The sequence below is a fragment of the Aliivibrio fischeri genome (genome assembly GCA_038993745.2).
GTDB lineage: Bacteria > Pseudomonadota > Gammaproteobacteria > Enterobacterales > Vibrionaceae > Aliivibrio > Aliivibrio fischeri_B.
This window is the reverse complement of sequence record CP160629.1, coordinates 503,890-516,465: the sequence shown is the minus strand read 5'-3', so window position 1 is coordinate 516,465 and position 12,576 is coordinate 503,890. Positions and strand designations below refer to the sequence as shown.

General features: G+C 38.4%; 13 protein-coding genes. 4 read left to right on the top strand and 9 right to left on the bottom strand.

All coding sequences use genetic code 11. The features are described 5' to 3' along the window. Window positions 1-196: 196 nt before the first annotated feature. Window positions 197-643, bottom strand: a complete 447-nt coding sequence (rimI, locus tag AAFX60_002550) for a ribosomal protein S18-alanine N-acetyltransferase (GenBank protein XDF78097.1) — start codon at window positions 641-643, stop codon at window positions 197-199. Further along, on the bottom strand, window positions 633-1,034 hold the full coding sequence (locus AAFX60_002545) for a DNA polymerase III subunit psi (GenBank protein ID XDF78096.1): 402 nt from the start codon (window positions 1,032-1,034) through the stop codon (window positions 633-635). The genes rimI and AAFX60_002545 overlap by 11 nt, the downstream gene beginning before the upstream one ends. 209 nt (window positions 1,035-1,243) lie before the next feature. Here AAFX60_002545 and AAFX60_002540 point away from each other — a divergent pair, with 209 nt between their 5' ends. Further along, on the top strand, window positions 1,244-1,711 hold the full coding sequence (locus tag AAFX60_002540; protein ID XDF78095.1) for a hypothetical protein: 468 nt from the start codon (window positions 1,244-1,246) through the stop codon (window positions 1,709-1,711). Window positions 1,712-1,766: 55 nt separating this feature from the next. Here the strand turns inward: AAFX60_002540 and AAFX60_002535 are convergent, their stop codons facing one another. Continuing rightward, complete coding sequence (locus AAFX60_002535; protein ID XDF78094.1) at window positions 1,767-2,270, bottom strand: N-acetyltransferase; 504 nt, start codon at window positions 2,268-2,270, stop codon at window positions 1,767-1,769. Then, on the bottom strand, window positions 2,260-2,778 hold the full coding sequence (locus tag AAFX60_002530; protein XDF78093.1) for an SCP2 domain-containing protein: 519 nt from the start codon (window positions 2,776-2,778) through the stop codon (window positions 2,260-2,262). Before AAFX60_002530 ends, AAFX60_002535 begins: the two co-directional genes overlap by 11 nt. A gap of 207 nt (window positions 2,779-2,985) precedes the next feature. Between AAFX60_002530 and AAFX60_002525 the strand changes: the two genes are divergently transcribed. The 3 genes from AAFX60_002525 (at window position 2,986) to AAFX60_002515 (ending at window position 7,120) form a co-directional block, all read left to right on the top strand. Further along, a complete protein-coding gene (locus AAFX60_002525) occupies window positions 2,986-5,013 on the top strand; it encodes an EAL domain-containing protein (GenBank protein ID XDF78092.1) in 2,028 nt (675 codons plus the stop codon). Between the two features lie 217 nt (window positions 5,014-5,230). Further along, the gene (locus AAFX60_002520; protein XDF78091.1) at window positions 5,231-6,232 is read left to right on the top strand and encodes a peptidase U32 family protein; all 1,002 of its coding nucleotides are present in this window, start codon (window positions 5,231-5,233) and stop codon (window positions 6,230-6,232) included. Window positions 6,233-6,241: 9 nt separating this feature from the next. After that, window positions 6,242-7,120, top strand: coding sequence for a U32 family peptidase (locus AAFX60_002515; protein ID XDF78090.1), 879 nt, complete (start codon window positions 6,242-6,244; stop codon window positions 7,118-7,120). A 75-nt stretch (window positions 7,121-7,195) separates the two neighbouring features. Here the strand turns inward: AAFX60_002515 and nlpI are convergent, their stop codons facing one another. From nlpI to rbfA, 5 genes are all read right to left on the bottom strand, one after another. Beyond that, window positions 7,196-8,179 carry a lipoprotein NlpI gene (nlpI, locus tag AAFX60_002510; GenBank protein ID XDF78089.1) on the bottom strand — a complete coding sequence of 328 codons (984 nt, stop codon included), beginning with the start codon at window positions 8,177-8,179 and terminating at the stop codon, window positions 7,196-7,198. 120 nt (window positions 8,180-8,299) lie between these two features. Further along, complete coding sequence (pnp, locus tag AAFX60_002505) at window positions 8,300-10,429, bottom strand: polyribonucleotide nucleotidyltransferase (protein ID XDF78088.1); 2,130 nt, start codon at window positions 10,427-10,429, stop codon at window positions 8,300-8,302. Window positions 10,430-10,767: 338 nt separating this feature from the next. Beyond that, the gene (gene rpsO / locus AAFX60_002500; protein ID XDF78087.1) at window positions 10,768-11,037 is read right to left on the bottom strand and encodes a 30S ribosomal protein S15; all 270 of its coding nucleotides are present in this window, start codon (window positions 11,035-11,037) and stop codon (window positions 10,768-10,770) included. 162 nt (window positions 11,038-11,199) lie between these two features. Continuing rightward, window positions 11,200-12,150 (bottom strand): tRNA pseudouridine(55) synthase TruB, encoded by a 951-nt coding sequence (truB, locus tag AAFX60_002495; protein ID XDF78086.1) that lies wholly within the window; start codon window positions 12,148-12,150, stop codon window positions 11,200-11,202. Next, the gene (gene rbfA / locus AAFX60_002490; GenBank protein XDF78085.1) at window positions 12,150-12,557 is read right to left on the bottom strand and encodes a 30S ribosome-binding factor RbfA; all 408 of its coding nucleotides are present in this window, start codon (window positions 12,555-12,557) and stop codon (window positions 12,150-12,152) included. Before rbfA ends, truB begins: the two co-directional genes overlap by 1 nt. Window positions 12,558-12,576 lie beyond the last annotated feature (19 nt).

Below are 12,576 nucleotides of genomic sequence, written 5' to 3'. Positions count from 1 at the left end.
AGAATGAAACAGGATTATATCAGGTGAAACACACTCAGTCATTTGGGTGAGAAATGATGGCAAACGTTCTGCGTTTACCCACTTCTTGTAAAAAAGACATAAGCGTTGATAATCCTGTAAGATTTCAGAAAGGATAGAACATGTAATAATTAGGCGAGATTATACGCAAACTCGCCTCTTATCTAAAGTAAGGAATTTAGAAAAATATAAAGCTCATAATAATAGCGTCTTCTTTGCCATTATTTGTTGGGTAATAATCATGACGGCGAGTCACTTCATTAAACCCTTCTGACTCATATAATGAGATAGCTTTAGTATTACTTTCTCGAACTTCGAGCCATGCTGATTCAGCTTTTTGTTCCATACACATATCAATAAAAAATTCAGTTAACTTACGGCCGAATCCTTTACCTTGATGAGCAGGATCTATCGCAATATTCAATAAAGTTACTTCGCCAACAACATTTTGAGCATAAAAGTAACCCACGACTTGCTCATCAACTAACATGACTCGATGCTGAGCACAGCGACTATCAAGCTCTCTGATCATAGATTCTGCCCAAGGATGTGAATGAGCAGCTCTTTCTATTCGCCAAATATCATCTAAATGAGATTCAGAAGTTGTTTGAATTTTAATTGTCATAAGAACAAATTTGTCGCCATAAATCACGTCGTGATTGAGTATTAGAATGCATCTCTGACAATAAAGGAGAGGTTAATATTTTAACGCCTTCTAGCTCTGTGGTAGATACTCCAGAGAACCAGCACCAATCTAAATGATGCTCCCCAATATATTCTAATGACTCAGAGGAAAGAAATAACGCCTGCTCAGGTGACAGCTTCATGCTAGCAAGCACTTTTCCAAATAGAAAAGCATCACGCTCTGTCGGTATAGCAGGAGCTACAAATAATAACTGACAAGTTTCAGGTAACGATAATGTTGTGTTTTCTAATGCCGGGAAATAGCTTGTTTGACGAACTTGCCAAACCGAAATATCCATCTCATTTAAAAACTGTAACGCTTGCTGGGGCATATCATTCACCTACTTATCTAAGGTGGAGAATCTTATCAATATTCTAGATTTGATGCTACTGATACACACTGAGAGCACATAATCCCTAACAATATAACAAAGCCTCTCGTCTCAAATATTATACAAACCGATATTTTAACTTAATACTGACTTCATCAATATTACCATTCAATACTTTAGCCCCTATTTTTGTATTAAGACTGTGACTAATGAAAAAGCGATTAATTACAACTGCAACTATCTCCTCTATTTTTTCAACAATGGCTCTCGTTTTACTTATTAATATCGCCTCAACCAATACGACTTATGCGAAAGATAATGATGATTGGGTACTTATTAGCGATAAAACCGTTAATTTTGAACAAGAAGAAGATAAAGTAGAACCATTGCCTTTTCTGAGTGAACGTAAATTTTCAAAGATAAAAATAAAATGTGTGCAAGGTACTGTCAGTATAAAAAGCATGAAAGTAACCATGACCGATGGCTCAACAAAGCAATTAAAAACAATGGGCACACTGACAAAAGGGATGAGCACTCGGACCTATAAATTACCAGGAACGGATAAATCCAAATTTGATTACCTAGAATTACAATATAAAAGCTGGGGAAATTTGACACTGAATGCCGCAGGTGTAGTGAAAAAAGCAAAAGTGGAAGTATGGGGATTAAAGCGCTAACTAACTGCCAATAAAAATAGAATGCTCATAGCAAGATGAGCATTCTTTTCGTCTGTTACAATAAATCAAATTCAGGACAATATTCGATTAACCCTGATTTTCCATCAATAAATTCAGAAGAGCAGGCTTTAATCATAAAAGCCCCTTCAGGGACTTCCCATTTAGAGTGCATATCGTAATTCGTTGCTGATTCAAAACCAAAACGTTGGTAATAATTTGAATCTCCTAATACGACAACAACTGGATAGCCCAGTTCAGTCAGCATCTCTAAACCTTCTTTTACTAATGCTTCAGCTATACCCTGTTTTTGGTGCTCTTTTTTTACACATAAAGGAGCTAATCCTTGCCAGTTTAAATCGTCGCCATTCAATGTAACAGGACTAAATAAACAGTGACCAATCACTTCACCATCGTCACTACATGCGACTAAAGCAAGTGTTAAATGGCTGTTTTCACGCAAAGACATCACTAATTTCGCTTCTGCTTCAGTATCAAATGCAGAGCGAACTAAACGGTCAACCGTCAGAATATCAGCTGGAGCTTCAGTTCTAATAAGCATTCATGGTCTCTTTAACTTCAGGTTTCTGCAAACCTTGCTGTACAAAGTTTGCCAACGTCATTAATGCTTGATTTAAAGGTTTTGGTAACGAGTCAAGGTCTACGCTATCCATTAAGTTTTTCACTTCCAAACCAAGCTCTGTATCGCCTTCAATTTTTAGGCGACGTTGAAAAAACAGAGTATCAGGATCTTCTTTTCGGCCTGCAATTAAAATTAAATCATTTAATTGCCCACTGAAACTCACATCATCATTTTCTGTTTTATTCGAGACTACCAGTTTTTCATCTTGATAGCTGATAAACCATTCTAATTCGAGATCAAGAATCGAAACTTTTAGCCATTTATCTTCTAAAAACTCAAAATCACCATCTTCTAGCGCTTCATGAAAAACTTGTTTTAATCCTTCGAGTAACATCTTCTGTTGGATTGAAACAGGAACTAACTTTGCAGGAGTTTTTAAAACAGAGGCCGCATTTTCTACTAATTTCGAACGAATTTGATTAATCACACTTAATTTCCATAACATTTGGTCGATAACTAGAGGCAAGTATAAATTGATAGAGTGATATCTAACCTGTTTATTATCAAAAAAAGCACTTATTACGATTAAAGGTAGAAAATAGGGATTCTTTCAATGTATATTTTACTGTTCGTCTTATAAATAAACATTATATCTCTGGAAGTTATTGGTCTTCTTTACTAAAGCGGTAACACTATGTCTCTTTCTCAAATACAACATTGGCTTCCTTTGCTTACAGATAACAGTCCATTTCTGTTTGCTATTTTGGACAAAGACCATAAATACATAACAGTAAACAACCGTTACTGTGAACTTAGTGGATTAAACCGTGAATCTCTTTGTGGCCGAAGCGATTCTGAAATTTTAGGTAAACATTTTTACTCATCATTAAAAGCCTATTATGACAGAGCTCTAAACGGTGAAAAAATTGAAGCTGAAATTACGCTAGATGATCATCGATTTGATACCAGTCTACATTTTAGTCTCTTCCCTATTCATGAAGAAGATACGACTTATATTGTATTTCACGCTGTCGACACCTCAGAACGCCAACAACTTCTCAATTCTCTAAAAGAAAGTGAATCTAAGTACCACAAACTCACAGAGCTATTAAGTGACTCCGTCTTTTTAATTGAAGGAGATATTATTGTCTCTGCAAACGGAGCGTCAGCTAAAATGCTTGGGTTCAACAACCCAACAGAATTTATTGGCGAAAGTATTGAGCAACTTTTACATTCCCCTTCTCGCACTCAATGCTTATCAGAATTAATTTCAAGCTTACCTTCTGAACAACAGTTAACCGTTAGAACAACGGCGAATTGCTCTCTTCGTGCCGAATTAATATTAACGGTTGAAGAAACTCACATATTAGGAAGCCCTGCTCATCTTGTTATTTTAAAAGAAAACAAGAAGCAAATTGCAATGAGCAACCATATTGCCGCTTCTCAAGTGGATCTATTAACTGGAATTTACAATCGCCACGGTTTTACCCATGTTATAGAAAAGATGATTAAAGAAGACATTCCTTTTTTCATGCTTTATTTAGATATTGATAACTTCAAGAATATTAATGATTCACTTGGCCATCATATTGGAGATCGTGTTTTAAAAGAGATCTCCAATCGCTTACAGAAATTACTACCAAAACACGCTGTTGTTGGCCATTTAGGTGGCGATGAATTTGGAATACTATTTCCAAAACCAGAACACAACCAAGTTCTTGAGCAATTATCTGAAAAGATCATCAGTTTAATCAATCAACCATTCGATCTTGTTCACTTTTCAAAACGTCTTGCTTGCTCCATTGGTAGTGTCCAATATCCAGCTGACGGCAGCGACGCTCGTAGTTTGCTACAAAATGCTGATACCGCCATGTATGAAGCAAAGGATCGAGGCAGAAACCGTTTAATTAAATTTCATGACCAAATGAACAAAGAAGCACGCATGCGTCTTTGGTTAGAGATCGAATTACAAAAAGCACTTCAAAATAATGGGCTTGAAGTATGGTACCAACCAAAAGTAAGTGCTCGTGATTTTAGAATTAATGGCGCAGAAGCTCTGGTTCGATGGAAGCATCCTGTTGAAGGTTACATCAGTCCTGCTCGCTTCATCCCTGTTGCTGAACGTTCAGGTCTAATTGAAACACTAGGCAAAGTTGTAATGCGTGAAGTTTTCCAAACCGTTAAAGAGTGGAAGAATCAAGGGATTTTACCTGGTCGTATTGCCATTAACTTATCCCCAGAGCAATTTGGTAATCCTCAATTAATTGAGTACATGGAACGACTTCTTAAAACGACACAAGTTGATCCTAACTGTATCACGTTAGAATTAACTGAAAGTGCGGTAATGAGTGATGGCGAGCACGCTATCCAAATGTTAGATGCAATAAAGAAGCTTGGCTTTACCTTATCAATTGATGACTTTGGTACGGGTTACTCTTCTTTAGCTTATCTTGCTCGTTTCCCATTAGATGAGTTAAAAATCGATCGTGGGTTTATTAATGAAATCGACACATTACCTAAGCAAATTACGATCATAGAAAACGTAATTAATTTAGGTAAAAATTTAAACATGGATATCGTTGCTGAAGGTGTCGAAACAAGACAACAAGCAATGCTATTATCAAGCCTAAATTGTGATTCCATTCAAGGGTTCCATTTCTACAAACCTCAACCAAAACATGAGATTGAAGCGTTATTAGTACAAAACAAACGCGCTAGATAAATAGAAATAATCGAACTTAATACCTAGATAAAACCCACCACTTTCTAGGTATTACAGTCGATTATAAATTTAAAAAGAGCAAAAACTCAGGTTGAACATCAATCCATCCCAAGTCTTTATTTAAAACACAAAACAACTAAAAACCTGCCTTATATCAAGTTTCAAAATTTTGTTACTATTATCATAGTGCATCAGATTTTTGTAATTAGGTATTCTTATGGAACTCCTCTGCCCAGCCGGTAATTTGCCCGCACTAAAAACCGCTATTGATTGCGGCGCCGATGCTGTTTATATCGGTTTTAAAGACGACACAAATGCTCGCCATTTTGCAGGCTTAAACTTTACAGGTAAAAAGCTTGAGAAAGCCGTGCAATATGTTCACGATAAAAATAAACATATTCATGTTGCCTTAAATACATTTGCTCACCCAGATGGATTTAGCCGTTGGACAAAGGCTGTAGATAACGCAGCAGCCATGGGAATTGATGCGCTTATTATTTCTGATATTGCTGTACTAGAATACGCTGCAACAACCTATCCTGATTTAGAGTTACACCTCTCGGTACAAGCTTCTGCAACCAATGTTGCCGCTATTGATTTCTATAAAAAGAACTTCAATATTAAACGTGTTGTTTTGCCTCGAGTGTTATCTATCCATCAAGTTAAACAACTTTCTCGAAATTTAACCTCTGATGTTGATTTAGAAGTCTTCGCCTTTGGTAGTCTATGTATCATGTCTGAAGGTCGTTGTTACTTATCATCATACATGACAGGTGAATCACCAAACACCGTAGGCGCTTGCTCACCAGCAAAATACGTTCGTTGGCAAGAAACCGATAATGGGCTGGAATCTCGTTTAAATAATATTTTAATCGATCGTTATGGTGAAGGTGAAAATGCCGGCTATCCAACCCTGTGTAAAGGACGCTTTGATGTAGAAGGTAAAACCTTCCATGCTCTTGAGGAACCAACCAGTTTAAATACCTTATCTTTAGTTCCTGAATTATTTGCAGCCAATGTTGCATCAGTGAAAATAGAAGGACGTCAACGCAGTCCTGCTTATGTTGAGCAAGTAACTCGTACATGGCGTGCAGCTATCGATAGCTACAAAGCAAATCCTGAAGGCTATGCGGTAGAACCTAAATGGGATGCAACATTAGCGAATGTATCAGAGGGGACACAAACCACTCTTGGTGCTTATCATAAGAAGTGGCAATAGGAGAACATCATGAAATACGCATTAGGTCCACTCCTATACTTTTGGTCTAAAGAAAACGTTGAGTCGTTTTATCAACAAGCAACCAATAGTGAAGCTGATATTATTTATTTAGGTGAAAGTGTTTGTTCAAAACGCCGAGAAATGAAACCTAAAGACTGGTTTGCTATTGCTAAGGATATTTCAGATTCTGGTAAACAAGTCGTGTTATCTACCATGGCTTTATTAGAAGCACCGAGTGAAGTCAATGTAATGAAAAAGTACATTGATAATGGTGATTTTATTATCGAAGCCAATGATGTATCGGCAATTCAACTAGCATCAGAGAGCAAAGTTCCATTTGTTGTTGGTCCAGCGGTTAACTGCTATAACGCTCAAACCCTAAACCTCTTTTTAAAACAAGGGATGACACGTTGGTGTATGCCTGTAGAGCTTTCTCGTGAATGGCTACAGAACGTATTAACTCAATGTGACGAACTTGGTATTCGCAATAAGTTTGAAACCGAAGTATTCAGTTACGGCTATCTTCCTCTTGCGTATTCTGCTCGTTGCTTTACTGCTCGAGCAGAGAATAAACCAAAAGATGAATGTGAAACCTGCTGTATTAAATACCCAACTGGTATTACGGTTAATAGCCAAGAAGGTCAGGAAGTGTTCACGTTAAATGGTATTCAGACTCAATCTGGCTACTGTTACAACTTGATAAATGACTTACCAAGCATGAGTAACCTAGTTGATGTAGTACGACTGAGCCCATTAAGTGTTGATACCTTTGATGAAGTAAGAAAATTCAAAGCTAATGAAACTGGCTCTGAAAAATTTGCTTTAAAAGATGCTCGCCATTGTAATGGCTACTGGCACAATATTGCTGGGTTAGACATTCAAATGTAATTTTGAGTTTTCTTTTGAATACAAAAAAGCCTTATCCATATGAATAAGGCTTTTTTATTATACTAATATTGCTAATTATTCTGCTGTTGCTTCTTCTTTTAGCATCTCTTTTTCAGTGCTTTTTTCTTGTGGTGCAACCGGTTCTTCTTTCGCTTCTTGTGCTTGCTGCTCTTTTATTTTTTGCTCTTGCAAATCACGTAAAGCTTTGTAGATATTACCTAGTTCCACAAATGAATATCGATGTTCTACATACTCATAAACGTTGTTCGACATACTTAACTTATACAAAGCAATTGCGTTTGGATAATCACCTTCGTATTGATAACGTTTAGCTAAGTAAAAATAACCTTCTGTTAGTTTTTCTGCCAATGCCACATTATTACGAGTTGTAGTTAAGATTTTTTTCAAAAACTCATCTTCAGAAGTTTCTTTTAAAATTAACCCAGCAAGATCCCATCCAAAATCTTCATCTGTTCTTTGTTGATATTGTTTTTGGAAGGTCTCTGTTGCCACTTTCGCATCCACTTCTAATCCAATCCAATACAACCAAATTGCACGGTATGGGTCACGAGGAGCATCATTGTAATGTTTCTGAGCTATTTCATATGCTTGATCGTAACGTTCACCATAATACAAAGCGATAGCTAAATTACGTTCAGCAAATTGATTATTTGGGTCTAATTCTAAAGCTGAATCTAACGCTTCATACGCTCCATCAAAATCCGTATTTTGCGTGTAGTAAACACCAAGAATATTAAACACATCACTCTGATCAGGCTTTAACGTTAAAGATTGAGTAAAGTCGACACGAGCCAAGTCACGTAAACCTAAACTGTCTTTAATTAACCCTCTTTCATAGTACATTTTTGCACGAGTTACATCATCCACATCGGGGCGTTGTAGCAATTGGTCCAAACGAGATAATTGGATCTCTTGTTGGATACTTGGTTGTAAAGGAACCGCCATTGGAGGGTATCCCCATCCTGAAGTATCCCCTTTAGATGCACACCCAGACAACACTAATACTGCGCCAACTAAGGCTACTCGAATCCAATTCACTCATTTTCTCCTATGATAAACCTAATTCTTTTAATAAAAGCGACTCTATATTAAAAGAAAAGGGAGCATTTCTGCTCCCTTTATAACATGCTTTAAATCAAAAGACTGTAATCAATAAGATTATTCTGCGTCTTTTGCTTCAGCAGCAGGTGCTGGGTTTAGTTCAGCATTTGCTTCTTTAATACTTAGACGGATACGGCCTTGACGGTCGATTTCAAGTACTTTAGTTTTCACTTCTTGACCAACTTGTAGGTGATCAGCTACTTTCTCGATACGCTCTTCTGCGATTTGAGAAATATGAACTAGACCTTCTTTAGGGCCAAGAACCGTTACGAACGCACCGAAATCTACGATACGCATAACTTTACCTGTGTAGATCTTACCAACTTCAACTTCAGCAGTGATCTCTTCGATGCGACGAATCGCTTCTTTAGCAGCAGCGCCTTCAGTTGCAGCGATTTTGATCGTACCGTCATCTTCGATTTCGATAGTTGTACCAGTCTCTTCACAAAGAGCACGGATAACTGCACCACCTTTACCGATAACATCTTTGATCTTATCAGAGCTGATCTTCATTGTGTGGATACGTGGAGCAAATTCAGAGATCTCTTCACGAGCACCAGAGATAGCTTCATCCATAACTTTAAGGATGTGCTTACGCGCACCTTGAGCTTGGTTTAGAGCGATCTGCATGATCTCTTTAGTGATACCTTCGATTTTGATATCCATTTGAAGTGCAGTGATACCTTCGTTAGTACCCGCTACTTTAAAGTCCATATCACCAAGGTGGTCTTCGTCACCTAGAATGTCAGAAAGAACAACGAAATCGTCGCCTTCTTTCACAAGACCCATTGCGATACCAGCAACAGATGCTTTAATTGGAACACCAGCATCCATAAGAGCTAAAGATGTACCACATACAGAAGCCATTGAAGATGAACCGTTAGATTCAGTGATTTCCGATACTACACGTACTGTGTATGGGAATTCTTCAATAGAAGGCATAACCGCTTGGATACCACGTTTAGCCAGTTTACCGTGACCGATTTCACGACGCTTAGGAGAACCAACAAAACCAGTTTCACCTACACAGTATGGAGGGAAGTTGTAGTGTAGAAGGAAGTGATCTTTCTTCTCACCCATTAGGCTATCGATGATTTGAGCATCACGTTGTGTACCAAGCGTTGCAGTAACAAGAGCTTGAGTTTCACCACGAGTGAATAGAGAAGAACCGTGAGTACGTGGAAGAACACCAGTACGTACGTCTAGCGCACGAACCATGTCTTTTTCACGACCATCGATACGTGGGTTACCAGCGATGATGCTGCGACGTACAACTGTTTTCTCTAGATCGTGGAAGATAGTGTGAACTTCTTTTAGGTTCACGTCTTCGTTTTCAGATACTAGAACTTCGTTAACTTCAGCCGCGATTTCATGAATGCGATCGTAACGAGTCATTTTTTCAGTAATTTGGTAAGCTTCAACTAATTTAGCTTCTGCTAACTCTGCAATACGCGCGTTAAGAACTGTGTTCTCTTCTGGAGCAACCCAATCCCATGCTGGAGTTGCAACTTCAGCAGCGAATTCGTTGATAGCGTTGATAACTACTTGTTGTTGTTCGTGGCCGAATACAACAGCAGAAAGCATTTCTTCTTCAGTTAGGTTATCAGCTTCTGATTCAACCATTAATACTGCACCTTCTGTACCAGACACAACTAGGTCTAGTTTAGAGTTTTCAAGTTCAGTATTTGATGGGTTAAGAACAAGCTCACCGTTGATATGACCAACACGTGCAGCACCGATAGGACCATTAAATGGAATACCAGCGATAGCTAATGCCGCAGACGTACCGATCATAGTGATCATGTCTGGGTTAACTTCAGGATTGATAGAAACAACCGTTGCAATTACCTGTACTTCGTTTTTGAATGCATCAGGGAAAAGAGGACGGATTGGACGGTCAATTAGACGAGCTGTTAGTGTTTCAGCTTCAGAAGGACGACCTTCACGCTTAAAGAAACCACCAGGGATTTTACCTGCAGCGTATGTACGCTCTTGGTAGTTAACTGTTAATGGGAAGAAATCTTGGCCTGGAACCGCTTCTTTCTTAGCAACAACAGAAACGAATACAGATGTATCGTCCATGCTTGCCATTACAGCAGCTGTAGCTTGACGAGCAATTACACCCGTTTCTAGAGTAACGGTATGGTTACCGTACTGAAATGATTTTACGACTGGATTCGCGAACATTTTTTTTCCTTTATTCTTATTTTTACATGGCACGTTGTGCTATCAAAAATAAGAAATTTGTAGTTGATAATTCAACATACTACTAATCGCGACTAGTACAAATTGACTTCATTAAAGACAATTTGTAATAGCCGCGACCTAGTGGCCGACTTCGGTGACTGTAATATGATGAATTGGATAGTTTTATCAAAATTACTACTGAGTAATTTCAACGAGGCACAGTATACCTCAATTGGGGGAAGATGCGAGTTTCAGGAATGAAAAAGGAGATTTTAGCTCATAAAAAAAGGAGCGATAAACGCTCCTTTTCGTCAAACTGTCTTTACAGACATCGCAAATTAGCGACGTAGGCCTAGACGTTTGATTAGATCTTGGTAACGAGCAAGGTTTTTGCCTTTTAGGTAATCAAGAAGCTTACGACGGCTAGAAACCATACGTAGTAGACCACGACGGCTGTGGTGATCGTGCTTGTGATTAGCAAAGTGACCTTGAAGGTGGTTGATAGAAGCAGTTAGTAGTGCTACTTGTACTTCTGGTGAACCTGTATCGCCTTCAGATTGTGCGTATTCAGCAACGATTGCTGCTTTAGTTTCTGCATTCAGAGACATAATTCTCTCCTGATAAGAGTAGTTTAATATTTGTAGTAGCCAATCTCTGATTCAGCCACTACGCGAAGGGCGAATTATACGGATGAACAATAATAAAGCAATAAAAAAAGAGCAAAAACCAACAGCTTTTGCTCTTTCTATTCTTTTGAAACTCAGGATTAATTATTTTTCTTCTTCATCTCGAAAAACAACTAAACGTTTAGGCGCAACACGACCATCATCATCAATGTGACCAACACCGATGAATAAACGTTCATCACCCGATGTCATACGTACAATGCCATCCTGTGGAGCACCAAACACTTGTACAGGTTGACCGTGTAAAACATGATCTGCCAATTCAGGGATCATATTCACTTCAGGTAGGTCTTGTACCGCTGAATCCATTGGCATTAGTAATGGATCAAGTAATTCACGAGGAGCACGCTCTTCGCGATGAGCTTGTTCAAGTAATGCTTCTAAGTCTTCAATCGTTACCATATTCTCATATGGATAATTCGATACACCAGTACGACGTAAATAAGTTACGTGCGCACCACAACCCAGCATTTCTCCTAAATCGTCGGTAATCGTACGAATGTAAGTGCCTTTTGAACAATGCACTTCCATTTCTACTTCATGACCTTCAAAGCGAAGTAATTCAATAGAGTAAACAGTGATCTTACGTGACTCACGAGGTACTTCAATGCCTTCACGAGCATATTCATACAAAGGACGACCTTGGTATTTTAATGCTGAAAACATTGATGGAATTTGATCCGTTGTACCACGGAATTTCGCAATACAACGCTCTAATTGACCGCGATCCACTTTTACTTCACGAGTTTGAACCACTTCACCATCAGAGTCTGATGTATTCGTACGCTCACCAAGTTTAGCTATAACACGGTAGCGCTTATCAGAATCTAAAAGAAACTGAGAAAACTTCGTTGCTTCACCTAAACAAATAGGAAGCATACCAGTTGCTAGAGGATCAAGAGCACCTGTATGACCTGCTTTTTCAGCAAAGTAAATGCGTTTAACTTTTTGCAGAGTATCGTTTGAAGTAATACCTGTTGGTTTATCAATTAAGATAACACCATTAACCGGACGACCCTTACGACGGCGAGCCATTACTCTTCACCTTCATCTGATTCTGTACGGCCTGATTCAGCCATTTTGCGTTTATCTGTATTAACAACGTCAGTTACTAAGTTAGACATACGCATACCTTCAACAAGCGTGTTGTCGTAAGTAAAACGAATTTCAGGAGTTAGACGTAAACGAATGCGCTTGCCAAGCATCATACGTAATGATGGCTCGTGCTCTTTTAGAGCGGCTAAGCTTGATTCTGGAGTTTGATCACCAACACAGAAGAAAGTCACGAATACTTTTGCATAAGCTAAGTCACGTGATACTTCTACATCAGAAATCGTCACCATACCGATACGTGAATCACGAACTTCACGTTGTAGCATAACTGCTAGTTCTTTTTGTAATTGTTGCGACACACGCTGTGTGCGGCTAAATTCTTTTGACATATCTTTTCTCTCTTAGAAA